The 25,542-nt window shown below is 60.8% G+C and carries 26 protein-coding genes; 19 read left to right on the top strand and 7 right to left on the bottom strand.

The features are described from left to right. Positions 1-105 precede the first annotated feature (105 nt). From HDEN_RS02790 to ubiT, 4 genes are all read right to left on the bottom strand, one after another. Positions 106-1,275, bottom strand: a complete 1,170-nt coding sequence (locus HDEN_RS02790) for a cytochrome P450 (RefSeq protein ID WP_041921790.1) — start codon at positions 1,273-1,275, stop codon at positions 106-108. 89 nt (positions 1,276-1,364) lie between these two features. Beyond that, positions 1,365-2,264: a ubiquinone anaerobic biosynthesis protein UbiV gene (ubiV, locus tag HDEN_RS02785; RefSeq protein WP_013214606.1), complete on the bottom strand. Its 900-nt coding sequence runs from the start codon at positions 2,262-2,264 to the stop codon at positions 1,365-1,367. Positions 2,265-2,269: 5 nt separating this feature from the next. Further along, positions 2,270-3,253, bottom strand: coding sequence for a ubiquinone anaerobic biosynthesis protein UbiU (gene ubiU, locus HDEN_RS02780; protein ID WP_041921508.1), 984 nt, complete (start codon positions 3,251-3,253; stop codon positions 2,270-2,272). A 14-nt stretch (positions 3,254-3,267) separates the two neighbouring features. Then, complete coding sequence (gene ubiT, locus HDEN_RS02775) at positions 3,268-3,816, bottom strand: ubiquinone anaerobic biosynthesis accessory factor UbiT (RefSeq protein ID WP_013214604.1); 549 nt, start codon at positions 3,814-3,816, stop codon at positions 3,268-3,270. 132 nt (positions 3,817-3,948) lie between these two features. On the opposite strand from ubiT, the gene HDEN_RS02770 reads away from it, so the two are divergent. Together HDEN_RS02770 and HDEN_RS02765 are read left to right on the top strand one after the other, a co-directional pair. Then, a complete protein-coding gene (locus HDEN_RS02770; RefSeq protein WP_013214603.1) occupies positions 3,949-5,448 on the top strand; it encodes a UbiD family decarboxylase in 1,500 nt (499 codons plus the stop codon). Further along, positions 5,445-6,017, top strand: coding sequence for a UbiX family flavin prenyltransferase (locus HDEN_RS02765; protein ID WP_013214602.1), 573 nt, complete (start codon positions 5,445-5,447; stop codon positions 6,015-6,017). Before HDEN_RS02770 ends, HDEN_RS02765 begins: the two co-directional genes overlap by 4 nt. A 16-nt stretch (positions 6,018-6,033) precedes the next feature. Here the strand turns inward: HDEN_RS02765 and HDEN_RS02760 are convergent, their stop codons facing one another. The 3 genes from HDEN_RS02760 to HDEN_RS02750 are packed head-to-tail and all read right to left on the bottom strand — an operon-like array spanning position 6,034 to position 9,647. Next, complete coding sequence (locus HDEN_RS02760) at positions 6,034-6,285, bottom strand: acyl carrier protein (RefSeq protein WP_013214601.1); 252 nt, start codon at positions 6,283-6,285, stop codon at positions 6,034-6,036. A 1-nt stretch (position 6,286) separates the two neighbouring features. Beyond that, positions 6,287-8,485: an HAD-IIIC family phosphatase gene (locus HDEN_RS02755; RefSeq protein ID WP_013214600.1), complete on the bottom strand. Its 2,199-nt coding sequence runs from the start codon at positions 8,483-8,485 to the stop codon at positions 6,287-6,289. A gap of 13 nt (positions 8,486-8,498) precedes the next feature. Next, positions 8,499-9,647, bottom strand: coding sequence for an SDR family oxidoreductase (locus HDEN_RS02750; protein WP_425337339.1), 1,149 nt, complete (start codon positions 9,645-9,647; stop codon positions 8,499-8,501). Between the two features lie 268 nt (positions 9,648-9,915). On the opposite strand from HDEN_RS02750, the gene HDEN_RS02745 reads away from it, so the two are divergent. From HDEN_RS02745 to HDEN_RS02665, 17 genes are all read left to right on the top strand, one after another. Beyond that, on the top strand, positions 9,916-10,197 hold the full coding sequence (locus tag HDEN_RS02745; protein WP_013214598.1) for an acyl carrier protein: 282 nt from the start codon (positions 9,916-9,918) through the stop codon (positions 10,195-10,197). A 12-nt stretch (positions 10,198-10,209) separates the two neighbouring features. Then, a complete protein-coding gene (locus HDEN_RS02740) occupies positions 10,210-10,680 on the top strand; it encodes a 3-hydroxyacyl-ACP dehydratase FabZ family protein (RefSeq protein WP_013214597.1) in 471 nt (156 codons plus the stop codon). Between the two features lies 1 nt (position 10,681). After that, the gene (locus HDEN_RS02735) at positions 10,682-11,905 is read left to right on the top strand and encodes a beta-ketoacyl-ACP synthase (RefSeq protein WP_013214596.1); all 1,224 of its coding nucleotides are present in this window, start codon (positions 10,682-10,684) and stop codon (positions 11,903-11,905) included. 11 nt (positions 11,906-11,916) lie between these two features. Further along, positions 11,917-13,200 carry a beta-ketoacyl-ACP synthase gene (locus HDEN_RS02730; protein ID WP_013214595.1) on the top strand — a complete coding sequence of 428 codons (1,284 nt, stop codon included), beginning with the start codon at positions 11,917-11,919 and terminating at the stop codon, positions 13,198-13,200. A gap of 43 nt (positions 13,201-13,243) precedes the next feature. Further along, positions 13,244-14,308, top strand: coding sequence for a zinc-binding dehydrogenase (locus tag HDEN_RS02725; RefSeq protein WP_013214594.1), 1,065 nt, complete (start codon positions 13,244-13,246; stop codon positions 14,306-14,308). 11 nt (positions 14,309-14,319) lie between these two features. Further along, positions 14,320-15,516, top strand: coding sequence for a beta-ketoacyl-ACP synthase (locus HDEN_RS02720; RefSeq protein WP_013214593.1), 1,197 nt, complete (start codon positions 14,320-14,322; stop codon positions 15,514-15,516). A 7-nt stretch (positions 15,517-15,523) separates the two neighbouring features. Beyond that, positions 15,524-16,798, top strand: a complete 1,275-nt coding sequence (locus HDEN_RS02715) for a beta-ketoacyl-ACP synthase (protein WP_013214592.1) — start codon at positions 15,524-15,526, stop codon at positions 16,796-16,798. A 239-nt stretch (positions 16,799-17,037) separates the two neighbouring features. Next, complete coding sequence (gene pqqA, locus HDEN_RS02710; protein WP_013214591.1) at positions 17,038-17,145, top strand: pyrroloquinoline quinone precursor peptide PqqA; 108 nt, start codon at positions 17,038-17,040, stop codon at positions 17,143-17,145. Positions 17,146-17,207: 62 nt separating this feature from the next. Beyond that, positions 17,208-17,495: a pyrroloquinoline quinone biosynthesis peptide chaperone PqqD gene (gene pqqD / locus HDEN_RS02705; protein ID WP_013214590.1), complete on the top strand. Its 288-nt coding sequence runs from the start codon at positions 17,208-17,210 to the stop codon at positions 17,493-17,495. After that, on the top strand, positions 17,464-18,615 hold the full coding sequence (gene pqqE, locus HDEN_RS02700) for a pyrroloquinoline quinone biosynthesis protein PqqE (RefSeq protein WP_013214589.1): 1,152 nt from the start codon (positions 17,464-17,466) through the stop codon (positions 18,613-18,615). The genes pqqD and pqqE overlap by 32 nt, the downstream gene beginning before the upstream one ends. Before the next feature lie 51 nt (positions 18,616-18,666). Further along, the gene (locus HDEN_RS02695) at positions 18,667-19,173 is read left to right on the top strand and encodes a urate hydroxylase PuuD (protein ID WP_013214588.1); all 507 of its coding nucleotides are present in this window, start codon (positions 18,667-18,669) and stop codon (positions 19,171-19,173) included. An 11-nt stretch (positions 19,174-19,184) separates the two neighbouring features. Beyond that, the gene (serC, locus tag HDEN_RS02690) at positions 19,185-20,252 is read left to right on the top strand and encodes a 3-phosphoserine/phosphohydroxythreonine transaminase (protein ID WP_013214587.1); all 1,068 of its coding nucleotides are present in this window, start codon (positions 19,185-19,187) and stop codon (positions 20,250-20,252) included. Between the two features lie 47 nt (positions 20,253-20,299). Continuing rightward, on the top strand, positions 20,300-20,980 hold the full coding sequence (locus HDEN_RS02685) for a beta/alpha barrel domain-containing protein (RefSeq protein ID WP_245256702.1): 681 nt from the start codon (positions 20,300-20,302) through the stop codon (positions 20,978-20,980). Between the two features lie 109 nt (positions 20,981-21,089). Then, positions 21,090-21,713: an FmdE family protein gene (locus tag HDEN_RS02680; RefSeq protein WP_013214585.1), complete on the top strand. Its 624-nt coding sequence runs from the start codon at positions 21,090-21,092 to the stop codon at positions 21,711-21,713. Positions 21,714-21,787: 74 nt separating this feature from the next. Beyond that, positions 21,788-22,978 carry an NnrS family protein gene (locus HDEN_RS02675; protein WP_013214584.1) on the top strand — a complete coding sequence of 397 codons (1,191 nt, stop codon included), beginning with the start codon at positions 21,788-21,790 and terminating at the stop codon, positions 22,976-22,978. Positions 22,979-23,117: 139 nt separating this feature from the next. Next, entirely contained in the window at positions 23,118-23,426 is a 309-nt protein-coding gene (locus tag HDEN_RS02670; RefSeq protein ID WP_013214583.1) for a hypothetical protein, read from the top strand. A 263-nt stretch (positions 23,427-23,689) separates the two neighbouring features. Next, positions 23,690-25,378 (top strand): CorA family divalent cation transporter, encoded by a 1,689-nt coding sequence (locus HDEN_RS02665; protein ID WP_013214582.1) that lies wholly within the window; start codon positions 23,690-23,692, stop codon positions 25,376-25,378. The last annotated feature ends 164 nt before the right edge of the window (positions 25,379-25,542 follow it).

Genomic DNA, 25,542 nt, shown 5'->3' with positions numbered 1-25,542 from the left:
TAAAAATGTGATGAGAACGGCACGCTTCCACTTCCCCTTCGCGTCCCGTTCCAACTTTAAAATTTCGACCGTGACCGTACTCCGGTCACGATCCGCATGCCCAACCTACGCTATCCGCATCGGCAACGCCGCAAACCCGCCTGCCGGATAGACCGCGAGCGTCGCCGGACGGCCGGGAATGAACGCCATAGTCTCGGTTGCCCGTAACAGCTCCTCCATGATCACGCGCAACTCCAGCCGCGACAGTCCTGCACCCGGACAGACGTGGATGCCGCGCCCATAGAGAAGATTTTGCTCCGGATCGCGGTCGAGACGAAGCTCGTCCGTGTTCTCAAAGACGGCCTCATCGCGATTTGCCGATGCCCACATCAACGTGATGCGCTCGCCGGCTGCAATCTTGCGGCCATCGATTTCAACCGGCCTATGCGCCACGCGCCGGTTGGAAATAAGCGGCGCATGGATTCTGAGGATCTCATCGATCGCGGCCGGCAGCTGATCCAAATTCGCACGCAGCTGCTTCTGAACCTGCGAATGTTCTGCGAGATAATGAGCCAGAATGCCGACGCACGCCGTGATGGTGCCGAGTTCGCCGACCGTCCAGTTCCGCAGGATGCTTACGATCTCGTCGTCCTTCAACGGACGTCCGTTTATCTTTTCCCGGACCAGATCGGTGGTGATGTCGTCCGGCGCGGACGCACCAGCCTGGCGCCGTGCATCGAGCAAGGCCGTGATGTATCCGTCGAACTCCAGCGCAACGGCCGCCATCGCCTCGACGTCGCGGGCGAGCGTCGCCTCGTGATTCTTGCGCACCCATTGCAGCAACGGTTCGTGAAGTTCATCCGGCCAGCCGAGAAATGCGCACTGAATGCGCACCGCGAATAGGCGCGCAAGATCGACGACCAGATCGATCTCGGCATTGCGCTGCAGGCGCGACACCAGATCCCGTGAAATTGCCCGGCACTGCGGTTCGAACGCCTCAACGCGCGCAGGCTCGAAATGCCGGTCGATCAATTTCCGGTATGCCGTATGCTCCGGCGGATCCATGCCGCTCGGAACCGAGAGATGGCTCGACACGACGCTGCTGAACGTTTCGTGGTCGTCGAGCACACGCACGACATCTTCGTGCCGGAACAGGGACCAGCCGAGATAATCGCTGTACGCGACGGGGCAGCGCTGCCGCATCGCATCGTAGGCCTTGATCTGATTTGAAAGCACGAGGTCAGAACGCGGATTCCAATCCTGTTCTCGTTTGGTCAATTCCGTCTTCACCGTCATCTCCTGAAAACATTCCGCTGGTACGATGGAAATGGATTGCTGTTTCGCATCATTGCGCCCACCGCGGGCCAAAAGCTTTCCGTCGGCTGTCATGGCGTTGCGACCGCCTCCGCGCCCGCTCGCCCGCGCGCATATCCGTCGACGAGCGTTCCCGGCAAATCGAGGTTCGACAACAGCGTGCGCGCACGCTCCGGTTCTTCGTCGCCATCAAGAACGGATCTGTAGATGCGCGCCACTTGCACCATGTCGGATGTGTGCGGAGAAAGGCGGAGCCGCCGGATCCCGCGCGAAAGGAATTCGCTCGCCGGCTGCATCACGGCATGAACCTGTGCCGACATCGTCTGCACGCCGTTGATTGCGAGAAAAGATTGATCGTCGAGCGTATCGACGAGAAGCCCATCGGGGTCTTGCTCGCAGGTGAACTGGCAGGAATCCTTGTGCAACCCGTGCAGCCGCGCATGATAACAACGCCCCGAAAGCGCCAGCGGCAAACGGCCGAACGCGAAGACCTCAAACTCCACGTCGGAGCACGTCTGTGCGATGGCGGCGATATGCGCGAGCGACAGCTCGACGGGCGGACAGATCGTCCGCGCTCCGCGACGAACGAGGAACTGCGCCGTCGCGCCATTGTACACATTGATGAACGGACCGGCGACGAACGGCTGCCCCGACCTGACCGGCAACGCCGTCAAATCGTTGATCTCGACGAGGCGATCGTCACCGCAGAGATCAGCGATCGACCGGCGCTCGCGCACCGTCATGGGCGTCGCAAGCGTCGACAGCACGACTTCCTTCCCAGCCTGCTCCAGCCGCTCGATTACCTCCGGCCAGACCGGATCAGAGAACGGCATTCGCTTGCCGCAGACGACTTCGCCGACGTGGACACGTTCGACCGGCGCCTCATCGGCAATGCGAAAATAAAAGTCTCTGAGCCTTTCGGCCGGCCAATGAAAAAACACGGGACCGAGTGTCAGCGCGACTGGCGGCATGGGCATCACCTCCATGTCTTTCGATAGGCGCCGGTCGTCTGCCGGCCACCCTCTGACATGCTGGCGAGAATGCTATCGATTTCCGTCGGCGTACCGCCTTGCTCGACGGCATCGACCGCCCTGCGGAAGGCGCGCACGACTTCGCTGACGTATCCCTTGCCTCGCTGCCGCCCTTCGATCTTCAGCGCTTTGACGCCCGCCTCGCGAAAGGCGACGATCATGCTACCGGCATTCAGGCTGACGGGATCTTCAAACAGATGCCCCGTCTTGCCGCTGGCCTTGAACCGTCCCTTGCAAAGGGTCGGATACCCCGTCGGCTGACCAGCCTCGTAGCGATCGATCGTGAAGCCTGAAAGCTGCGCAGTCGTCCCGTTCGCGTCTTCGACATAATGGACGGCCTCAGGCGGCGAGCACACGCCGTTGAGGTTCGGTGACTTGCCCGTCGCATAGGACGATAGATGGCAGCGCCCCTCGACCATCACGCACAATCCGCCAAAGACGAAGGCTTCCGTCTCGACGGCGATGGCGCGATTGAGTGCCGCGATCTCCTGAACCGAGAGCACGCGCGGCAACACCACGCGTCGAACACCGAACGCATCGGCATAAAAACCGATGGCCTCCGGAGTTGCTGCAGCAGCCTGCACGGAAAGATGCAGGCGCGTGTCCGGATGGTTCGTCGACATGTGATCGAGCACTGCGATATCGGCCGCGATGACCGCATCCGCCCCGCTCGCGACAGCGGTGTCCGCCGCCTTGCGCCACGGCTCGGTATTCTCCGCGCGCGCGAACGTATTGATCGCCACCAGAACCTTGCTGCCGTGATCGTGCGCGAAACGGATGCCGTCCGCCATCTCCTGCGCGGAGAAGTTGAGCCCCGGAAAATTGCGCGCGTTGGTCTCGTCGCGAAAGCCGCAATAGACCGAATCAGCGCCCGCCTGCACAGCCGCGCGCAGGGTCGCCGGAGTTCCTGCCGGGCATACGAGCTCCATACGGCCTCGCTCGCTCATGCCCGCTCCTTCTGACGCTGCGCCGCGCTCGCCACTGCACCCCGCGCAAAATCAACTCCGCCGAGAATGGCGGTATTGGCGATGCTCGCAGCCATACCTTTGAGTCCAAGAAGATCCGATGGCTGCAACTCCGCATCCTCGATCGCATTGCGCAGCGCGACGATCGCCTCCGTCCGCCCCGTGATTGAAATCGTGCGATGGAAAAACAGAGCGTCGCCGTCGAATGTACCGTCGACGATGCCGAGCAGCGCCATGATCGGACCGCGCAAAACGACATCGGCGATCTCAGGCTGGCTTCCGCTCGCGATCTGCACCGTCGCCGATTGCCCGTTCGGCACGACGTCAAATACAAATGGAAGATCTGTGGGATCGATCAGATAGCGCGCGCTGCAAAACTCTCCGAGCCGCTCGAATATTTCGGGCCTGCGCCGCGCGAACGATCTAAGCGACAGCGTCAGCACCGGACCCAGCGGAAATCCGACCGCCGCAGGCAGAAGCCGCCGGACAAATCCGGGCAAGCTCATTTCGTCGGCAATCTGCCCCATCAACGGCGGTCTCCATCGCAAGGCGATACCATAGGCGTTGCCTCCCGATTAACCTTTGTCCCAGAGCAAAGAATGCAAGCCGCACGCTGCTACGAAAAATGACGACAGCTTCGTCACCGCAGCAGAACGTTCATGCACCAACGCCGTCTTCCATCGTTCCAGAGCCTATCATCGTTTCTCTCATTCATCAGTGAGCAGAACGAAATTTCCACGATAAGTGCGCCAATTTCGATGCATCTCGAAGCAACGGAGCTGCATCGAAGGGTCATCGCGAACGGCGGTCCGGTGCTGCGATTGGAGCATCCATTGAACGCGAACGGCGTAACGTCGCTGCTTCCAGTCGTGACCAATCTCTTCGGAACGCGCCAACGAGTCGCGTGGGGACTTGGCACAGATCAAGAGGGGTTGGCGTCTCTCGGAGAATTGTTGGCGTGGATGCAGTCGCCAAAGCCGCCACGTGACTTACGTCAAGCGTGGTCGCTTCTGCCTGCCGCTCGCAATGCGCTGCATGCTCGTCCAAGAGCGACGTCGGCGCCGCGCGAATGGCGAACGGCCGATCCGGATTTCACGCAACTGCCCGTGCAGACCTGCTGGCCTGACGATGCCGGACCACTCATCACCTGGGGCGTCGTGATCACGCGTCCACCGGGCGACGACAAGTTCGAGAATTACAATCTCGGCGTCTACCGCATGCAAGTGCTCGATCGCGACAGCGCAATCATGCGCTGGCTGCCGATGCGCGGCGGCGCCAAGCACTATCGTCAATGGCAGGCACTGGGTGAGGACTGTCCCGCCGCCGTCGTGATCGGAGCCGATCCCGCGATCCTGCTCGCCGCCGTCATGCCCGCGCCGGAGACCATATCGGAGCTGGCATTGGCCGGAGTCCTGAACAATCAGAGAATTGATATGGCGCCGTGCACGCACATTCCGCTGCACGCGCCCGCGAGCGCCGAAATTCTTCTCGAAGGCACGGTGTCCGCATCGCAAACCGCTCTCGAAGGTCCCTTCGGCGATCACACCGGCTACTACAATGCGCCGGAACCCTATCCGGTTTTCACTTTGAAGGGCATGCGCGTCCGCGATCGAGCCAGCTATCTCACGACGTTCACGGGCCGCGCACCCGACGAACCCTCCGTGCTCGGTGATACGCTCCTCGACGTCTTCAAGCCGCTCCTTCGTCAATTGATCCCAGAAATTCTGGACATCTGGCTGCCGCCGGAGGCCTGCTCGTACAGAATGGCGGTCATTTCCATCGCAAAGCGATATCCCGGGCAGGCGCGCCGCGTGATGATGGGGTTCTGGTCGCTGCTGCCACAATTCTCGATGACCAAGATGCTGATCATCGTCGACGACGACGTGGATATACGGTCCTGGGACGACGTGATGTGGGCCGTCGCAACGCGGATGGATCCTGGACGTGATCTAATGGTGATCGATCGCACACCGATCGACCCTCTCGACTTCGCTTCTCCGTTGGAGGGCTTAGGCGGCAAAGCGGGTTTTGACGCGACACGTAAAATCGGCGCGGAGACGACGCGCGACTGGGGCCGCACGATCCAGCAGGATCGGGACATTGAACGCCGGGTGAGTGAGCGATGGCAGGAATTCTTTCCGAACCAGATAACGACATGAGCAAACGGCTGATCGTCGGCGTCACCGGCGCATCGGGATCGGCGCTTGCGCTGGAAACTCTGCGCCAGCTTTCTCGCGCAGGCGTCGAGACACACTTGGTTGTGTCGGAAGGCGCCGGCGTCACGATCGCACAGGAATTGGGATCATCGGGATTGGGTGATCTGACGAGCGCCGCAAGCCTCGTTCATGACCCGCGCAATCTCGCAGCCCCGATCGCCAGCGGATCGTTCCGAACCGACGGCATGATCGTCGTTCCGTGTTCTATGCGCAGTCTCGCGGCAATGGCGCACGGCTTCGGCGACAACCTGCTCACCAGGGCCGCCGATGTCGTATTGAAGGAGAAGCGCCGCCTCGTGGTCGTCCCGCGCGAAGCGCCGCTCCACGAAGGCCATCTCGAAGGGATGCTGAAACTGGCGCGCCTTGGCGCCATCATCGCGCCGCCAGTCCCACCGTTTTATACGAAGCGTGAAACGATGCAGGGCATGATCGAGGAGATCGCTGCACGCCTCATTGGTTGGGCCGGCATCGAGCCCGGACCGGAGATGACTCGCTGGGGCGAGCCAAGCTAATTCCGATCACATCAAGTCAAACGCCGTGCCGGCGCAAGACGTTCTCGATATCGCCGACGCTGCGAATTTCCATCATCTCATCCATCGATAGGCGGATGGAATACGTCATCTCCAGCGTCCGAATAAGCGCGATGTGCTGCAGCGAGTCCCACGTCGCGATATCATCCGCCGACGTCTCGAGCGTCAAAGGCTCAGCGTACTGAAAAATGTCGGCGAAGATCGGCACAAGATCGGTATAAGACAACGCCGTCGGGGCAAGAGCATCCATATTACGCCTCCCAATTCAAAGCGACGAACTGCGATCGCGGCGGCTGCATGGCGGTCACATCAAACGTCCAGCTCGTTCGTTCGCCATCAGCACCGGCTGGCTGCCAGCCGCAAGAGGCGTAAAATTCTTTGACCATTGCATTCTTCCTTGTTGGAATATAATCGCCGCTGACGCGCCTGACTCCGCGACGTTTTAGATCTTCGATCAGCGCACCGAGAAACGCGCGCTCGACCTCGCGTCCGATGACACGGCAGCTCATCAGCAGCGACCGAATAACTGCTTCCGCGCCATTGATCTCGACCGTCGCCGCAATAACGAGCCCATGATCGCCGAATTTGTCGCGCACGCGGCCAACGAGCGCGACGCCTCGGTCGCCAGACTCAATGAGCGCGGAAATTTCCGCTTCCGTCGATCGCAGTGTCGTCAGGTTGAACTGGTTCGTTCTCTCATGCATCTGCACGACACGCGGCAACGTCGCCTTGCTCACATGAGCAACCGTCAGATGCTGCTCGAGTCCCTTGAGGTAATCCTCAAAGTTTACAGCGCTTGCCTTTGCGTTTTCCGCGTCGCGTCGCGCCGCATAGAGCGCCGCTCGCGTTTCATCTTCGGCGGTGAGACGCAGCGGCCAAGTGCGAGTCATCCGCCGAAGCCAAAGCGGACGCTCTGCCGGGTCCACTGGCATCTCCGGAACCGAGACCTCAGGACAGAGCCGACGCATCGCCTCGCGTTCATGCGGGCTGTCGTCAAGAAAGACGAAGCTGTCGAGACCAAGATTGAGCTCGGCGGCGATTTTGCGGATGTTGTCGGGCTTCGGCTCCCAATTGATCGCCGTCGCGGCGAAATCCTCGGGTTGCAAAAGCATGCCGGCGTGCATCTGGAAGGCCGTGATCGCGTCTGGATTATTCTTGCTGAGCGCGACCAGCAGCATCCCCTGTTGCCGTAGACGCAGGCATTCCGCTTGCAGTGCCCGGAACGCATTGCCCGGGAAATCGTCGCCGCACGCCAACGCTTCGACGCCGTCGTCGCCATAGACACCGCCCCAGAGCGTGTTGTCGAAATCGACCGCCAGAACCTTCGCAGGCCCGCGCTTCAGCGAACTCCACGCCTCGGCGAACGCACGAGCCAGAAAGCGGACGGCATCCGCAGAGTAAGCGATCCGTCCATAGTACCAGAGCTTGGCGTCCGACTGATCGCGAATGGGAAGCGACGCAAGCGCCTGATCCGCATCGACGACGATGATCTGTTTCGATTGCTCCGCCGCTTCGAGAATATGCCGGTTGATGCGATCGACGGCACGCCGCAGCCCCGAAGCATGGCTGCGATCGAGAAACCCGGCCGCAGGCGCAGCAGGCACCGGGATCGTATTGATCAGCAGCGGCGCTTGCGAATGCGCCGTGAACTCACGCAACGCCGCGGCAAGATGGTTGACGCGTTCCGCCAGCAGATCAGACGCGTCCGCCGCCGATCGCCGCCAATCCTGCGGCGCAAATCCATCGAGATCGAGAAGCACCACATGCGCATCCGCCCCTTCCGGCGGTCGCATGAGTTCGGCAAGCAGGGTTCCGAAATCAGCTTGATTTACGTCGGCGCGCCAGCCGAGCGCCGCGAACGACGGCTTGAATTCCTCCGCCAGCGTTTGCGTCGTCGACGTCCCGATGAGGCGCACGCGCACCGCCGGCAGACTATCGACATAAGCCGCAACCGCCTTGCCCGCGCGTTTCAGAATGCCTGGCGCGCGAAGCTGCTGCGCCAGCGCGAGACGAACCGCTTCGTCCGCCCAGCCAAGCGCCGTGAACTTCTGAACGAGTGCAACAGCGACATCGGCTTCGATCTGATCGTCGGCACACAAAGCCGGAAGCATGCCAGCGATGTCGTCGCGCCTTTCCGAAGAACTGCCCTGACCGTTGACGCGGTTCAACGCGACGAGCGCGGACGTTAACGTCTTTTCGAGATTTTCTGGCAGAGCATGCCCGGCCAGAAGCAATTGCTTCGCAAGCCACCTCGGCACCGTGACGCGCGCATCCGCGAGCGTCGATATCAGAAGCGCAACCTTGACCGGCGCGACTTCCGCCCAATTGATAGCGGGCAATATTGCCCGGCGCAGCACGCAATCCGGCGCCGCCGAAATCGCTTCATCGACGATCGTCTCAATTGCCGATTGCACTACCGGCATCGACGGCGCATTCGCGCTCGCAGGCATGCTTGGAATTCCTTCAAATCATATGCTCGCCGCCGGTAACGAGCATGTTTTCACCGGTGATGAAGCTGGCATAGGGAGACGCGAGCATCAGCGCCGCACCTGCGACGTCGTCAGCCGTGGCAAGCCTGCGCAACGGCGTGCGCGACACCGTCATCTGACGCATGCGTTCCGGAATGTTTGAGACGAGATCGGTATCGACCAACGACGGCGATATCGAATTGACCGTGACGCCATGAGGTCCAAGCTCCTGCGCAAGATTTTTACTCATCGCCAGAAGCGCGCTCTTCGCCGCAACATAGGGCAGCCAGTTGTAGGCAGTCCGCCCGATCGCCGCCGCAGACGCAATCGTGATCACCCGGCCTTTGCTTTTCTTCAATGCCGGAAGCGCCGCCTTCGTAACGCGAAACACGCTGCCGACGACGAGTTCATAGGCCTGAGCCATATCGGGCCACTGGAGATTGGCGAACGTCGACGAATGGATTTTCGGCCCGGCGTTATTGACCAGAATATCGAGCCCGCCTGCAGCGACGATTTCATCCATCAGCCGCGCGACATCGTCATCGCTCGTCACATCGGCGCGGATCGCCCTGCAAAATCCTCCAAGTCCGGTAAGCTCCTGCACCAGACTTTGAGCGGCTGCTTCGCTCCGCTGATAGTTGATCCAGACATTGGCGCCATGCTGCGCGAACAGGCGCGCGGTCGCCCGTCCGATGCCGCGCGAAGCTCCGGTCACCAGCGCGGTCCTGCCCGCGAGAAGCGCCGACGACGCAACTTGCGGCCGCTCTGCGCGCTTCTCCGCTTCCGCAAGGCGAAGGACTTTGACCTGCGCCTTGCCCCGCAGAACGCATTCACCGCCGTTACGCAATATCTCGGTTCGCAACGTAACGAGACGCGTCTCCTGGTCGATCGCTTCGATCGTGCCGCGTGCCTCAACCGTATCGCCGATGAAGACCGGCCGCGTGAATTCGATGCTTTGCGAAACGTAAAGCGCGCCGCGTCCCGGGATCTTCATCCCCACTAACGTCGACAGAAGGCTCGCATTCAAAAAGCCGTGAACGACGCGCTCGGAAAACTCCGTACGCGCGGCAAATTCATCGTCGACATGCAAAGCGTTGTAGTCGCCCGACAGCCTCGCGAACGCCGCGACGTCTTCCGCTGTAATGGTGCGGCTGAGGCTTTCCGTCTGACCGACGCTGAGTTCACTAAGGCGATCTGGCTGCAGCGGTATGATCCTTATCGAGGTGCGAGACTACGGCGCAGCGATAGCCAGAAAATTCGCGTCGTCATTTGACATTCGTCAAACGGCACATAGACGGCCATTGCTAGAAGCCGATGCAGTGCGCAGGCAAAAATTGGCGCGCTGTTGACAGCGCAATTCCGGCCTAATTGCCCGCGCTGTGCTGCATGAACCCGATCCAGGAGAATGCCTGATGGCGTCCACGTTCGAAACCGTAGCCGGCATTATTTCGTCGGCTAGCGATATTCCTCTCGAGCGAATAACCCCCGACAGCCACGTCATGAAAGACCTCGAAGTCGACAGTCTATCGTTTCTCGATATAACGTTCGAAATCGACCAGAAATTCGGGATTCAGCTGCCGGTCGAGGAATGGCTCGCGGCGGTTAACGAGGGCAAGGCGAACGGCGCCGACTACTTCGTTCTTCGCAATCTCTGCACGCAAATCGACGGCTTGCGCGCCCCGGCTACCGTCTGAGGCGATCGACAAGTGCGGCTTGAATATTTTCAGATGCTCGACGAGATCGTCGAAGCGGCAACGGCTGATCGTCGCACGCTGGTCGCACGAGCATTTGTTCCGGAGCACAGCCCGGTTTTCGAAGGTCATTTCCCTGGCCATCCCATAATGCCCGGCGTCCTGATGCTTGAGACGATGGCGCAGGCTTCGGGTTATCTCCTGCTGACGCTGAACGGCTTCTCGCGCATGATTTTCTTCGCGAGCGCCAAGGAAGCAAACTTCAGATCCTTCGTGCTTCCCGGCAGCACGCTCGAAGTAAAGGCCGAAGTCATCCACGAAGGCTCGGGCTATGCGGTGACGCAGGCGACCCTTAGCCAGAATGGTAAACGCGTCGCCGATGCCCGGCTGACCATGCGCAGCGTGCCCTTCACGTCGCCCGCTCTGCAAGCCCATGTGTTGAATGAGGGCCGGCGATTGAGCCTCGTTACGACGGAGGCCCGATGATATGCCGAACGGGGACGAGCGCGAGCAGGTCTGGATCACCGGCATCGGCCTGATCAGCTCACTCGGCGTCGGCATAGACGAGCACTGGAACAAACTTCACGGCGAAACCCCGCCCCGCCCCGTCATCGATGAAGGCCGCTTCGCGCCGTATACGGTGCATCCGATGCCGGAGATCGATGTCGCGCAACAGATCCCGCGAACAAGCGATCAGCGGCAGATGGATCGCTGGCAGAAATTCGGAGTTTATGCCGCAGGTCTCGCGCTGCAGGACGCGGGCATTGCAGGCAACGACGCTCTGCTCGACAAAACCGATCTTTGCATCGCCGCAGGCAACGGTGAGCGCGACATTGCGCTCGACTCTCGCATTCTCGCGACGGCGGATGCCGACGGGGACGCAGCATCCCGTCTCAATACCGAACTGATGACAGGTTTGCGGCCGACGCTCTATCTCGTTCAGCTGTCGAACCTGCTCGCAGGCAATATCTCGATCATCCATAAGGCGACCGGATCCTCGCGCACGTTCAAGGGCGAGGAGATGGCGGGCGTATCGGCGATTAAAAATGCCGTCGACCGCATCAAAGCCGGACAAGGCGACCTCTTTCTCGTCGGCGGCGCACTCAACGCCGAACGCGAAGATTTTCTTCTCGGCTGCGAACTGACGGGCGGTCTGTATCACGGCCCGCACAAATCGGTCTGGGACCGGCAAGGCGAAAACGACGGCTTCATTCCGGGTAGCGTCGGCGTCTTCCTCGTTTTGGAATCGAGCAGCCACGCGAAAGCGCGCGGCGCTATGCCCTATGCGCAAATAGCCGGTATCGCGTCGGATCGCTCGCCTCGCGCGCCCGGCGATATCGCGGCGACCGCGAGCACGCTTCTTAAAGAACTCCCCCTCGATACGAGCAATCGCGAACTGTTCGTCATGAGCGGCGCAAGCGGCGTGCGCGCAACGACAGCCGAGGAACTGCAATTTCTTTCAAACGTGCAGAAAGCCGGGATTGAACCCGTTATCCGCGCCTGGGGAAGCATTTTCGGTCACACGCACGAAGCGCATTTTCTCGTCGGCATCGCGCTCGCGGCCCTGGCGCTCTCCAAAAGCGAATTCTATCCGCCCTTCGACACGTCCGGCGTCGAGCACACCCGCAAGACGTGGGCCGATCAGATTCTCGTCACGACGTTCGGCCATTGGCGCGGCGAAGGCTTAGGCCTCGTCCAGTCGGTCTGGTGAGGACGAAGCGAATGTCCAACGACACCCTCGATCACAAGGGACGGCCACTGGTTGCCGTGACCGGCCGAGGCGTCGTGACCTCGCTCGGCATCGGCAAATCCGACAACTGGACGAAGCTGACCGCCGGTCAGTCCGGCATCAAACCCATTCGACGCTTCGATACGCGCGGCCTGAAAACGACGATCGCGGGAACCGTCGATCATTTCGACATTGAGCCCTACTCGGCATTCGATCTCTCGACCGCAATGGCCGAAGCCGCAGCCGCCGAGGCCATCGAAGAAGCATGCATCGGGAGCCGCTCGTCATTTCCAGGGCCGCTCATCATCGCGACGCCACCCTCCGAACTGGAATGGCCGCACTTGCGTCAGCTGTACAACGCGCTGCCGGACTCCGACATCTCCGGCTATGCGCGCCTCCTCGCCAGCGCGCGCTCCGGCAAACACGCCGATCTCGCACGTCACGTTCGCTTCGCCGCCATCGCCGATCGCTTGAAAGACCGCTTTTCTACGCGCGGCGAACCACTCTCGATCTGCACGGCGTGCGCATCCGGCGCGACCACCATCCAGCTTGGGCTCGAAGCGATCCGGCGCGGAGATACCGAAGCGGCGCTCTGCGTCGGCACCGACGCCACCGTTCATCCCGAAGGCCTGATCCGCTTTTCGCTTCTCTCCGCGCTCTCAACCGTCAACGATGCTCCGCAAAAGGCATCGAAGCCTTTCGCAAAACGTCGGGACGGCTTTGTCATCGCCGAAGGCGCCGGCGCGGTCGTGCTTGAATCGCTCAGCGCTGCAAAAGCACGCGGCGCTCCGATCCTTGGCATCGTGCGCGGATGCGGAGAGAAAGCCGACAGTTTCCATCGCACGCGTTCCAACCCCGACGGCGCCGCGATGATCGGCGCAATCCGCAAGACGTTGGACGACGCCGGCGTCACGCCAGAGCAGATCGACTACGTCAATGCTCACGGCACCAGCACGCCCGAAAACGATCGCATGGAATATCTCTCGCTCAAGGCTGTATTGGGAGAGCATCTCGCAAACACGCCGGTCAGCTCCAACAAATCCATGATCGGTCACACCCTGATTGCAGCAGGCTCGGTCGAAGCTGTGTTTTCGCTCCTCACGATCGAGACCAGCATTCTGCCGCCGACGATCAACTACGACGAACCCGATCCTGACCTGCCGCTCGACGTAGTTCCAAACACCAGCCGCTCCAAATCCGTCTCGACCGTACTGTCGAATTCTTTCGGCTTTGGAGGACAGAACGTCTGCGTCGTCTTCTCCAGCGAGCCCGCATGACGGACAGAAATCACAGCATCAAAACTATTTCCCGAGGACAGTAATGCAAACGTGTGAATGCACTCACGCTCAACAAACGACAGTCCGCGCGGTCCAGCTGACGGGCGAGCGCGCGCTGGCATTGACGCACATCGCCGAACCGCCTGCTCCCGCTCCGGATGAAATTAAAGTGCAAATACGTGCGGTCGCGCTCAACCACATCGACGTGTGGAGCTGGCGCGGCATGGCCTTCGCAAAGCGCGAACTGCCGATCGTCCTCGGCGCCGAAGCGTCAGGCGAAGTCCTCGCTGTCGGCTCGGAAGTAAAGGATCTCGCACCGGGAGACATCGTCGCATTTTACGGCGCCAAGACATGCGGCGCCTGCCAGCCTTGCCGCGAAGGACGCGACAACTTCTGCGAAGGCGAGCGCGCGATGTACGGCTTCAACATCGACGGCTTTCTGCGCGACCGCATGAACATTCCGGCCCGCCTCGCCGTCAAAGCTCCGAAGGCCCTGGACGCGATATCAGCAGCGTGCGCGCCGATCACCTTCGGAACCGTCGAGCATATGCTGTTCGATAACGCCAAACTGAAAGCCGGTGAGACGATCCTCGTGCAGGCCGGCGGCAGCGGCATCGGCACGGCGGCAATTCAGCTCGCGAAATCCGTCGGCGCAACCGTCATCACCACGGTCGGCAGCGACGACAAGATGGAGAAGGTGCGCGCGCTCGGCGCCGATCACATCATCAACTACCGCCGCGAACGTTTCGAAGGCCGCGTCCGAAAAATCACCAATCGCCGAGGCGTCGACGTCGTCTTCGAACATGTCGGACCGGACACGTGGGAGGGCAGCATCCTCTCGCTCTCGCGCGGCGGTCGCCTCGTCACTTGCGGATCGACGACAGGCGTCGCTGCGAAAACCAACCTCTATCTCCTGTTCCAGCAGCAGCTGCGCCTCATCGGCAGCTTCGGATGCCGGATCGAGAACATGAAAACCGTGATGGGCCGAATGGCCGCCTCCCACATCGAGCCGGTGATCGACACCGTCATATCGCTCGACGATATCGAGGAAGGCCTTCGCCGGCTGGAAGAGCGCCGGGTCTTCGGCAAAATCATCGTCAAATTTTAAACGAGAGAATCATGACCGAAGCGACCGCGCCACGCGAGGTTTGGATTACCGGGATCGGGCTTATCAGCTCGCTCGGGATCGATGCGGAAACTCACAAGACGCACTTCGAAACCGGCACGGGCCGCGTCTTGGACGAGTCGCGCTATGCCCCATACCCCGTGCATCCTCTCGCACCGCTGGAATGGTCGAAGCAGATACCGAAGAACAGCGATCAGCGGCAGATGGAGACGTGGCAGCGGATCGGCGTGTATGCCGCAGGCCTCGCCCTCGCCGACGCCGGCATTGCGGGCAATGCGGAACTGCTCGACCGCACCAACCTTGTCGTTGCCGCGGGCAGCGGCGAGCGGGACACGAAAGTGGATTGCGACGTACTCGAAGCAATTCACTCCGACGATGAAACCGCGCTCCTCGCCAAGAGCGTACTTCCGAGCGCGCTGCGTCCGACTCTCTTTCTGGCGCAGCTGTCGAACATGCTCGCCGGAAACATCTCCATCGTGCACCACGTCACTGGTTCGTCGCGGACGTTCATGGGCGAAGAGTCCGGTGCTTTCGCCGCAGCCGAAAACGCCTTCCGGCGAATCTCGTCGGGTCAAGCCGACGTCATCCTCATTGGCGGCGCACTCAACGCAGAACGCGAAGACCTGTTGCTTGGCTACGAAATCGGCCACAACCTATGGCGCGGCCCGTTCAAGCCGGCTCAGGAAAGAAGCGGGCAAGACGGCGGCGGCTTCATCCCCGGCAGCGTCGGCGCGTTTCTGACGATTGAATCGCGCGCGCATGCCGAAGCACGCGGCGCAAAAGCCTATGCACGCATTGCCGATATCCGAACCGATTACACCGCGCGCAAGCAAGGCGACATCGCCCGGTCCCTGACCCAGCTCTTCGAGACATTCCTTCCTCGCATTCCCGCCGGCCGTTTGCCCGTGTGGGCGGGGAGCAGTGGCGTGGACCCGTCAACGACGGAAGATCTGGCGTTCTTCGATCTCTTGCCGGCGTACGACATCGCTCCCGACGTTCGCGTCTACGGCGACGATCTCGGCTACTCCGTCGAGGCGCACTTTTTCGCCGGTCTCGCGCTCGCAGCGTTGACGACGGATGGCAGAGGCGAGCGTAAGTCTCGCAACCCCGGAGCCGCGAGAAACGCACTCGTGACGGGTACCGGCTATTGGCGTGGCGAAGCACTCGCCCTTATCGAAGCAATCGGGTGAGCTGAACATGTCGCAAGGTCACGATAAAAAAGGAAGACCGCTCGTCGCCGTCACGGGCATGGGCGTGGTCACTTCGCTCGGAAACGGCAAGGCCGACAACTGGGCCGCACTGACACAAGGGCGCTCGGGCATCCGCTCCATCACGCGCTTCCCGACCGACGGCCTGCGCACGACAATCGCCGGCACGGTCGATACGCTGAAGGTCTCGCCCTATTCCGCCCCGTCGCTCTCCATTGCGATGGCGCTGGAGGCAGCCAACGAAGCACTGCATGAAGCGCAAGCAGGATCGAACGGCAAGTTCCCCGGTCCGCTCTTCCTCGCCACACCGCCCGCCGAACTCGAATGGCCGCAGCGGCGAGCCCTCTATCAGAGTGCGCTGGATAAAAACGAGTCGGGATACCGGCGCCTTCTCGCCTCGGCGCGCGCCTCCGACTGGGACGAGATGCAGTCGCTGTTTCAGTTCTCGAGCGTCGCAAACCACGTTGCCGAACGGCTTGGAACGCGCGGACTGCCGACGTCCGTTTCGACCGCCTGCGCATCCGGCGCGACCGCGATCCAGCTCGGCGTCGAGGCGATCCGCCGTGGCGAAACCGATGCCGCGCTCTGCATTGGAACCGACAGCTCCGTCCAGATCGAGGCGCTGATCCGCTTTTCGCTTCTCTCGGCCCTCTCGACCAACAACGCCGCGCCTGAGCAGGCCTCCAGGCCATTCTCGAAAAACCGCGACGGCTTCGTCATGGCCGAAGGCGCCGGAGCCCTGGTCCTCGAATCCTACGAGGGAGCCAAGCGGCGCGGCGCACGCATCCTGGGCTTCGTGCGCGGCTGCGGTGAGAAAGCCGACGACTATCACCGCACGCGATCCAAGCCGGACGGCACCGCCATCATCGGCGCAATCCGCAACGCCATCGACGACGCCTGCCTGTCTCCGGACGACATCGATTACGTAAATGCACACGGAACCAGCACGCCGGAAAACGACAAGATGGAATATCTTTCGCTGAAGGCCGTGATCGGCGACCGCGTCGCAAACGTCCCGATGAGCTCGAACAAATCCATGATCGGCCATACGCTCTCAGCGGCCGGCGCGATCGAGGCGGTCTTCTCCCTCTTGACGATCCGTAACGGCACATTGCCGCCAACGATCAACTACGCAGTCCCCGACGCCGAGATACCGATGGACGTCGTGCCGAACGTCGCCCGGCAAGCGCGCGTTCAAGCAGTACTCTCGAACTCGTTCGGCTTTGGCGGACAGAACGCGGCCCTGGTCATCACCGCACCCTGATCGACAAATCGTTGCAGCAGCCTGAGCGCCTTCGAGGCCGCGACTCCTCGGTCGCGCGCCAGCCCGATCGCGCGCGCTGCGCTCGCGCTATCACGCTCATCTGACGCATTTTTGATGGGCACCGCTTAACAACAATCAAGTTCGAGCGCGTCGACAAATGTGAATGTCGCGCCGGATGCTCGGTGCCGGCACGCACGCCTGCGCAATGGCATTCGACTCAATGCAAGGGAGGACACACGATGCAAGAGAGCCTGCTTAAGGAGCCGGAAGCAAAGACATGGGTCGCGCCTGCGTACTGCGACCTGCGTCTCGGATTCGAAGTCACGGCCTACATCTACGTTCGGTAGCGCAGTGCACGGGAGGCCGGGCTTTCTGTCGGCCTGGTCTCCCGGCGCATCGGAGAGAACACATGGAACCCGACCGGCAGCTCCAAACGTCGGATGTTGTGGAGTTGAATCCCAATTTTCATTTTCGTTGGGAGGAGCCGCAACAAGCTAACGTACTTCTCTACCCTGAAGGCATCGTCAAGCTCAACGAGACGGCAGCGGCGATTCTGGAAGCCTGCACAGGTGGCCAATCCATTGCGATTGGCGTTGCAGAACTCGCCGAACGCTACGGCAAAGCCGATCTCACCGCCGACGCATTGAAATTTTTGGAGGTTGCGCATGCCAAAGGATGGATCCGGATTAAGTCTTGATGGCCTTGGCCTGCCGCTCTGGCTCGTGCTCGAGCTGACCTACAAATGCCCGCTGAAATGCCCCTGGTGCAGCAACCCCGTCGATTTCGATCAATACCGCAACGAACTCACCACCGAAGAATGGAAGAAGGTTCTCCGCGCCGGTCGCCGACTCGGATCGCTGCAATTGGGTTTCACCGGCGGCGAGCCCATGCTCCGCAACGATCTCGAGGAACTCGTCGCTGAAGCTGACAGCCTTGGCTATTACACGAACCTCATCACATCGGGCGTCGGACTGAACAAGGACCGCCTTCGTGCTTTGAAGAAGGCCGGACTGAAGCAAGTCCAGCTCAGCATTCAGTCGAACGATCGCCAACACAGCACAAAACTCGTCGGCGTCGACGTGCTCGACCACAAGATCGATATCGCACGCTCCATCAAGGCCGAAGGCTTTCCGATGGTGCTGAACGTCCCCGTCAGCCGCTTCAACATCGAACGTACAGAGGCTCTGATCGACCTCGCAGAGGATCTCGGAGTTGAATATCTCGAGTTCGCCAATCTCCAATACTACAACTGGGCTCTGCTCAACCGCGCGGAACTTCTGCCGACGCGTGAGCAGCTGGCGAAGTCGGAAGCGGCCGTCAACGCCGCCCGCGCGCGGCTCGGCAAAAAGCTGACGATCTTCTTCGTGGTTCCTGACTATTACGATGACCGTCCGAAAGCCTGCATGAACGGCTGGGGCGCGGTGCACCTGACGATTGCGCCGGACGGCACCGCGCTGCCCTGCCAGGAAGCGCGGCTGATCAAGGGTATCGACTTTCCAAGCGTGCGCGATCACGAGCTCGACTGGATCTGGCACAAATCCCCGGCATTCAACAAATTCCGCGGCGACTCGTGGATGTCGGAGCCCTGCCGAAGCTGCAGCGAAAAGGAAAAGGACTTCGGCGGCTGCCGCTGTCAGGCGTTCCTGTTCACCGGTGATGCAGCGAATACCGACCCGGTCTGCTCCAAATCGTCCAACAGGCACCTGATCGACAATCTCATCGCACGCGCCGAACAGCGCGGCATCCCCGAAACGGCATGCGATGGTCCGTTGAAAATGCGCGAGACGAAGCGCCGCCAGCGCTCGGAGGCCCAGTGATGCGCCGCGCCTCGGTCGATCATCATCAAGCTTCGCGCGGGACTGCATAGAATGGACATCGCACTGCTCGATCTCGCGGCGCGTGTGCTTCACGTTGCCGGCGTGATCATCTGGGTCGGCCACAACTGGGTCAACGTTGTGCAAATTCCCAAGTTTCGCCGTGTGCTTCCCGACGCACCGCAAGAGGCCGTGAAAGGCGTGTTCATGGCTGCATCCAAACGCGAGCACGGAATATTCCGCCACGCCTCGCTGGTCGTACTCGCAACCGGCCTCTTTATGCTGTGGCGGCGCGGAGATTTCGTGGAAGCACTGTCGCTTTCAGGATCGTCGGCAATCATCGGTCTCGGAGCATGGACCGGAACGCTTATGGTTTCGAACCTCTGGTTCGTCCTCTGGCCGCATCAGAAAAAAGTCCTCGGCTTCATCGAGGCTTCGACGGAAGAACGCCTGCGTTGCGCCCGCATCACCTTTCTCTCGTCCCGAGTGAATACGGTTCTATCCATGGTGACGCTCTTTCTCATGATCGCGGGAGCGCACGGCGGACTCTCACTCAGCTGAGCAGGAGTGAGATGCGTTTCAGCTTTGCCTCAGCGTCATCAATGCTACCGCCACAGGTGCTTGCAAAACTCAGTGCCGACATTATCGAATGGCGAGCAAGCGGCATGTCGGCGCTCGAGCTGCCGTTCAACGGAAGCGACTTCGCCGACATCCTGGACGAAGCCGAGCATGAGCTGAGATCACTTCTCCAGCTTCCTCGAAGCTACAAGGTCCTTTTTCTTCAGGGTGGCGCCTCGACGCAATTCGCAGCCCTGCCGATGAACCTCGCAGCCGAGCATCAACCTTGTGATTACGTGCTGTCAGGCCACTGGTCGCGCCGCGCGATCGAAGTCGCATCGGATTGGTGCGACGTTCGCATCATTGCATCCGCACACGACGGCGCCCTTCCCGATCCCGCATCGTGGCGCCGTTCGCCCGACGCTGTATATTGCCACTTCACCAGCACGGAAACCGCCGAAGGGTTGCAATACCACGACTATCCAAAGCCAAACGGCTCCCCGCTGATCGCCGACATGACAGCGGACTTTCTTACACGTCCCCTTCCCGTCGAGCGCTTCGAACTCGTCTATGCGAGCGCGCAAAAAAACCTCGGCGCCGCGGGCCTGACGATCGTGATCGTAAACGAGAACCTTCTCAGCAATTCAAAGCGCAAAGTTCCGCCATCTCTCGACTACGCGCGCCAGGCCTCAGCAAACTCGAAGGTCAACACTCCGCCAACGTTCGCGATCGTCGTGGCGTTCCGAATGCTGCAGTGGTTGCGTCAGGAAGGCGGGCTCGATGCTGCCGCCGCAAAGAACATCGCCAAAAGCAAAGAGCTATACGCCGTGATCGACGAAAGCGATTTCTATCGCTGTTTCGCTAGCCCTCGCGATCGCTCGAACATCAGCATCTGCTTTCGTCTCCCTGATCCAAAGCTCGATCAATTGTTCCTCGATGAAGCCGAACAAAATGGCCTCATGCACCTCAAGGGTCATCCCAACGTCGGCGGCATCCGCGCCTGTCTCTACAATGGCGTGACGGCGGACGCAGCGTCGGCGCTCGCGACTTTCATGTCGGATTTCAAGCGCCACAGAGGATGATGAGCATCCAGCCATTATTGTCAGTGCGATCAGCGCCGGTGGAAGCGATGGGTTTGCACTTCCCCAATCCCATTGGATTAGCCGCAGGGTTTGATCGCACCGGGGAACACGCTCCATCGCCTCTTGCCTCAGGCTTCGGCCACGTCGAAATCGGCACCATAAATTCTGAAGCAGGATTAGCCACGCCGCTCCGGCACTCCGCCAACGGTGCACGCCTAGGCATCAATATCGGCAGTCTTCGACCTGGCCTCGACGATCTCGTCATCGAAGACTTCGAAATGCGCCTGCGACAGGCTGCACCATTCGCCGATTACGTCGTCGCAAATCTCACTGCACCGGCAATGCAGCGAAGTGGGAACTCTCCGGGTGTCGACCAGCTCATGAGGCGCCTGAGCAAAGTCCGCGACGAAATTTCAGAAGCTCGCGGAAGTCGAACGCCACTCCTCGTCAAACTTGACGGCGGCGCGATCGGCGATCCGATCCCAGCAGCCGTGACAGCGGCGTGCGTGTATGGCCTCGACGGCATCGTTCTCGTATCGGATCGCCTGCGGCGCATTGAAGAGATCAGCAATCACATGGCCGCGCTGACCCTGATATCCGTCGGCGGCATCCAAACGGCTGCAGACATTCGCGCACGCCTCGTCGCCGGAGCATCACTGGTCCAGATCCACCGCGCATTCGCCGACGGGGGAAAACAACTGCTTTTCCGGATGCTCGCCGAGCTCTGAAGCCCTCGCACATCGTCAGCTCATATTGATGTGCAGCAAATGGCTGCCCCTCCGACATCCCTATCGTTCGCGAGCCCTTCACCGGAGCGCGTACGCAAAGAGGTTCGCCATGAGCTTTCCCGACTTCTTCGATAAGGTGCCAGCGATTTCGTTGCGCGAACCTTTGGCCGTTTTCCTCGGCGCATCGACGACCGGCGAGATCACCTACACCTACGCCGACGCCGTTAAACTCGCCGGTCATTCCTGTCCGACCGTTGCCGCCGCCTACCTCATGGTGCGCGAGGGCCTGCGCTTTCTATACGGCGATGATCTCCCCGAGCGCGGCGGCATCGAAGTGTACATGCGCGACGGACGCGAGAGCGGAACCACCGGAGTAACCGCATCCGTCGCGACACTGCTGACTGGCGCGGCATCGGAAACGGGATTCGGAGGCATCGGCGAAAGGCAACGGTTCGGCCGTCGCAACCTGCTGCAGTTCGACGCCGATATCGATGGTGTCCTCGCACTCAGGCGGTGCGATACGGGACGCGGCGTTAGTCTCGATTTCAATGCGGCACGTGTTCCGCCCGATCCCGATATGAGAGCGTTATTTCCTGACGCCGTCTCTGGCCGCGCAGACGAAAGCCAGCAGAAGCGTTTCGCGCAGCTCTGGCAAGATCGCGTCGCCCGCATCCTGCTCGACCATGCTGACGATCCCGAACTTATACGCGCCAGAGCCTGGGACTCCGCCTAGAGCTGACAACGCAATTAGTACGTCGTACACCGCCACGGTTCGCGCTGCGCCTGCGAAGATGCTAGAGTCGATCCATGAAGACGACCGCACAGATTCTGCGCGACTACCGCGGCCCTGCGCTCTTCAGTTTCGGATTTCGGCCATTCTTTCTTCTCGCCTCGATCTGGGCGGCGCTTTCGGTGCCGCTGTGGTCGCTGTCCTATCTCGCAGCCGGTGACACGGCAGCGGCGATCTTTACGCGCGACTGGCACGTCCACGAAATGCTGTTCGGCTACACGGCGGCCGTCATCGTCGGTTACATGACGATCGCCGGAGCAAACTGGACGGGACACTATCCCGTTGCAGGCCGGCCCATCGTCGTGCTCGTCGCCATCTGGATTGCCGGACGCGCCGCGATGCTCGCTTATCCGATGCTCGGACTCGCAGCCGCTATCGTCGACGCGGCCTTTCTCGTTCTGTTTTCACTAGCACTCTGGCGCGAGCTTCTCGCCGCGACGAACTCGCGTGTCGTTGCTCCCACCATCGTCATCACGCTGCTCGCGATCGCCAACATCGCTTTCCATGCACGCACGATCATTCCCGGCCTCGGCCCTGTGTCGGAGCGCATGACGATCGGCCTTATCACGTTCCTCATCGCCCTGATGGGCGGACGTCTCGTGCCGAGCTTCACGCGAAACTGGATAGCGCAGCGAAAGATCGCATCGCAGCCCGCACCCTACGGGCGTTTCGATATGTTCTCGCTCGTCGCAACAGCCGCAGCAATCGCGGCGTGGGTCGCCTTGCCGGACTCGCACATCAGCGGCGCGCTATTGCTGATCGCGGGCATCGGACTACTGATCCGCCTGGCGCGCTGGAAAGGATGGATTGCCGCGCGCGACGGAATGGTTCTGATCCTCCACCTCGCCTATTTCTGGTGCGCGCTTGGCGTCGCCATGCTCGGCGCATCGGTACTGTTTCCGGCTGACATACCCGCGACGGCGGCAATCCATGCGCTCACCACCGGCGCGATCGGCATCATGACTCTCGCCATGATGACCCGCACGACGCTCAGCCACACAGGCCGCGAGCGCCGCGCCGACCGCCCGACGCTGCTGATCTACTGTTTTGCAAATCTCGCAGCGTTGACGCGCACGCTCGCACCGTTGATCGCATCGGCCTATTCTGAATTGTTGCTGCTATCCGCGATCTGCTGGTCGATGGCCTTCGCCATCTTCGCGTTGAACTACGGCCCGATGCTCACAAAAGCGTGGCATCGCGCATCTTAGGTCGCGAACGATCAAAAAAGCGCGAGCCATAAGCGACTTTCGCAAGTCCCTCTATTGCGCTGCAACTTAGTTTCGCGGGAACTTTCACCTGCGCGCAGCCGTACCTCTCTTAGCTTCAAAAACAGCCAGAGGTTTTATTATGCTTAGAAAGTACGGAATCGTCGCCTTGACCGGGGCGGCAAGCGCACTGCTGATTGGCGCGACTGTAGCATCCGCTGCAGACGCACCGTCCTCGACGTCTCAACCCTCGACGTCTTCGTCCAGCACCACACCATCGGCGGCTGGCGGTGATGTCAATACCGAGCCCGGAAGCCAAGGCAAAACGTCGGATCGCACGCCCGGCAAACGCGAGCCTGAGCGCACGCCGAATGCCAGCTCGACTGGCAACACGGGTACGGACGCGGGGCAGACGCATGAAGGAACGTCGGACCGTTCTCCGCAGAAATAAGATTGGCTCGAGGCGGGCTCGGTCCCTCGATCTCGCCTCTGCAGCCGCCGCTGAAAATTGCTGCTTTTCGCCTCCGTTATCGCGACGGAAAGCAAAGCCGCAGATCTCCTTCGCTTCCCACCCGCTGTTGATGTATAATTTAAGGTGTAGAGCCTGCATCGTCTGCAGGCTGTTTTGAAGTTGCTCGATCCCTGTCACGGTACTGTCGCAGAAGCGACATACGGGTTGCCCCGATTTGACCTCGCTGCCATCCGGGTGGGCCGATGCTGGACGAAGTACGAACTGCCGACCAAATCCGTCAGGATACGCAGCAAGGCGTCGCGGAAAAGCGCATTCAGACGTTTCGCCAGATTCTCCTCTGGCCCATCCAGCTCGTTCCCGAAAACAACGCCACGATCGTCGAGGACTACGCCGCGATCCTGGAGACGCTCGGCCCGGACAATCCCTGGTATGAAATCGCCGACGAATTCACTGGCGATCCCAAAGATTTCCAGCAGCGTCACTACAGCGAATTCGTGACGTTCCTGCCGCCCGTGCAGCGGCTGCTCTACGGCAGCGGCCGCGGCAAACCGGGTTCGGTCTGCGCCGAAAGCCCAATCAAAGCCTTCCGCCGAAGCGACGTTGCCAAAATCCGCATCACGCTCAGCGCAGGCGCAGCCCCACTCGAACTCGACGTAACGCACATCGATCTCTACTTCTTCTATGAGATCGACGTTGCGATACTCGCATTCGAGGTCCACGCCAGCGATCTTCCACTTGTCACCGTGCAGGATCTGATGTTCCGGCTTGGCCGAACCTATCCCGCATACTGGGAGGAAAACGGCTCCGGCGGACACTGTCCCGATAAGGTCGAATTCATCGGCAACGACGGCGGCGTCCTCGCGGTTTCAGACCACAACGATCAGGCGAAATTCCTCGCGCAAGTCTGTTTGAAGCGTTCAGCGCGCGTCGCTTCGCACTGGCAATTCCTGCTGCATCCTTTGGTGCCGCACCATTCGGATCTCCCCGGACAGATCCGTTACAAACAGCTCGAATATTCCCGCATGCCGCAGATGGATTTCCTCGCGGCAAGCGCCGGAACGGCGCTGACGCGCGCCGATTACGTTCGGCTCGCCTTTGCATCAGGCCCCGGTAGCTGCGATGAACTTCCTTTCTCGGAAAGCCATCTCACCAGCTTCGAATCCGCTTTTTGCTACGATCGCTATTACGGACAGCACAACGGCGTCGAATGGCCCGAGAGCCGGTACATGTCTTGCGGGCACACGCTTGTCGTCACCGGCAACGCCGACAATCCGTTTTTCACCGACATCAATCACGGCTGCCAGAACAGTTTCCGGCACGAGCATTTCCTCGTCTTTTTGCTCGCGCATTTTCACAAAGCCGCGCTGCTGATGTTTTCCGACCAGCTCACCGAAGCCATGAGCCGCCTCGATGCACACGACAAATCCGCCGTTCTGTCCTTTCGGATGGCGTCGCGCCGGGCGCTGGAAACATTCCTCCGCTTCACCCATCGCTACTGGTTCCATTCCGTCAGCAACCAGACGCAAGCGCGAGAACTGTTCACACTCTGCCGCTCGCATCTCGAGCTTGACCGTCTCTACGACGACATTCGGCAAGAGATTCAGGAAATGAGCGAATTCCTAGAAAACGAAGCGTTGCGCCGGCAGAACGATACGATGACGAGACTGACCGTCGTGACGACGCTCGGCCTGATCGGTACGACGGTGACCGGCTTCCTCGGTATGAACGTCCTCGCTTGGGCCGATGAACCTCTCCCCTGGCGGATCTGGGCATTCCTCGCCGTGCTAATCCCGACGATCCTGTTGACGCTGCTGACGATCGTGAATTCCAGGTCGCTTTCAAATTTCATGGAACGTCTGTCCGATACGGAGCGTACTAAGAACGTCCGTCCGAAACGCCAGAAACGAGCACCGCCCCCTCGCAACAACTAACGAACCGACTCTGTCGTCGCTCGGTGTAGTTGGGTCAGCCATGCACGGTTGGCGTCTCGCCTGAGCGAAGCCTGCAACCGCCGCGTTACCATTGCGTTTTATTTTTAAGTTTTCCGCGCGAACGTGTTCGCCACGGATCGCACTGCTTCATTCAAGTCCGGAAC

This window comes from Hyphomicrobium denitrificans ATCC 51888, assembly GCF_000143145.1.
Lineage (GTDB): Bacteria > Pseudomonadota > Alphaproteobacteria > Rhizobiales > Hyphomicrobiaceae > Hyphomicrobium_B > Hyphomicrobium_B denitrificans.
This window is presented reverse-complemented; position numbering and strand designations above follow the sequence as displayed.

Bases quoted from the DNA above. Each gene is read 5' to 3' on its own strand.
- HDEN_RS02790 (WP_041921790.1), bottom strand. From the start codon at position 1,275: ATGACGGTGAAGACGGAATTGACCAAACGAGAACAGGATTGGAATCCG.
- ubiV (WP_013214606.1), bottom strand. From the start codon at position 2,264: ATGCCGCCAGTCGCGCTGACACTCGGTCCCGTGTTTTTTCATTGGCCG.
- ubiU (WP_041921508.1), bottom strand. From the start codon at position 3,253: ATGGAGCTCGTATGCCCGGCAGGAACTCCGGCGACCCTGCGCGCGGCT.
- ubiT (WP_013214604.1), bottom strand. From the start codon at position 3,816: ATGGGGCAGATTGCCGACGAAATGAGCTTGCCCGGATTTGTCCGGCGG.
- HDEN_RS02770 (WP_013214603.1), top strand. From the start codon at position 3,949: ATGCACCAACGCCGTCTTCCATCGTTCCAGAGCCTATCATCGTTTCTC.
- HDEN_RS02765 (WP_013214602.1), top strand. From the start codon at position 5,445: ATGAGCAAACGGCTGATCGTCGGCGTCACCGGCGCATCGGGATCGGCG.
- HDEN_RS02760 (WP_013214601.1), bottom strand. From the start codon at position 6,285: ATGGATGCTCTTGCCCCGACGGCGTTGTCTTATACCGATCTTGTGCCG.
- HDEN_RS02755 (WP_013214600.1), bottom strand. From the start codon at position 8,485: ATGCCTGCGAGCGCGAATGCGCCGTCGATGCCGGTAGTGCAATCGGCA.
- HDEN_RS02745 (WP_013214598.1), top strand. From the start codon at position 9,916: ATGGCGTCCACGTTCGAAACCGTAGCCGGCATTATTTCGTCGGCTAGC.
- HDEN_RS02735 (WP_013214596.1), top strand. From the start codon at position 10,682: ATGCCGAACGGGGACGAGCGCGAGCAGGTCTGGATCACCGGCATCGGC.
- HDEN_RS02730 (WP_013214595.1), top strand. From the start codon at position 11,917: ATGTCCAACGACACCCTCGATCACAAGGGACGGCCACTGGTTGCCGTG.
- HDEN_RS02725 (WP_013214594.1), top strand. From the start codon at position 13,244: ATGCAAACGTGTGAATGCACTCACGCTCAACAAACGACAGTCCGCGCG.
- HDEN_RS02720 (WP_013214593.1), top strand. From the start codon at position 14,320: ATGACCGAAGCGACCGCGCCACGCGAGGTTTGGATTACCGGGATCGGG.
- HDEN_RS02715 (WP_013214592.1), top strand. From the start codon at position 15,524: ATGTCGCAAGGTCACGATAAAAAAGGAAGACCGCTCGTCGCCGTCACG.
- pqqA (WP_013214591.1), top strand. From the start codon at position 17,038: ATGCAAGAGAGCCTGCTTAAGGAGCCGGAAGCAAAGACATGGGTCGCG.
- pqqD (WP_013214590.1), top strand. From the start codon at position 17,208: ATGGAACCCGACCGGCAGCTCCAAACGTCGGATGTTGTGGAGTTGAAT.
- pqqE (WP_013214589.1), top strand. From the start codon at position 17,464: ATGCCAAAGGATGGATCCGGATTAAGTCTTGATGGCCTTGGCCTGCCG.
- HDEN_RS02695 (WP_013214588.1), top strand. From the start codon at position 18,667: ATGGACATCGCACTGCTCGATCTCGCGGCGCGTGTGCTTCACGTTGCC.
- serC (WP_013214587.1), top strand. From the start codon at position 19,185: ATGCGTTTCAGCTTTGCCTCAGCGTCATCAATGCTACCGCCACAGGTG.
- HDEN_RS02685 (WP_245256702.1), top strand. From the start codon at position 20,300: ATGGGTTTGCACTTCCCCAATCCCATTGGATTAGCCGCAGGGTTTGAT.
- HDEN_RS02680 (WP_013214585.1), top strand. From the start codon at position 21,090: ATGAGCTTTCCCGACTTCTTCGATAAGGTGCCAGCGATTTCGTTGCGC.
- HDEN_RS02675 (WP_013214584.1), top strand. From the start codon at position 21,788: ATGAAGACGACCGCACAGATTCTGCGCGACTACCGCGGCCCTGCGCTC.
- HDEN_RS02670 (WP_013214583.1), top strand. From the start codon at position 23,118: ATGCTTAGAAAGTACGGAATCGTCGCCTTGACCGGGGCGGCAAGCGCA.
- HDEN_RS02665 (WP_013214582.1), top strand. From the start codon at position 23,690: ATGCTGGACGAAGTACGAACTGCCGACCAAATCCGTCAGGATACGCAG.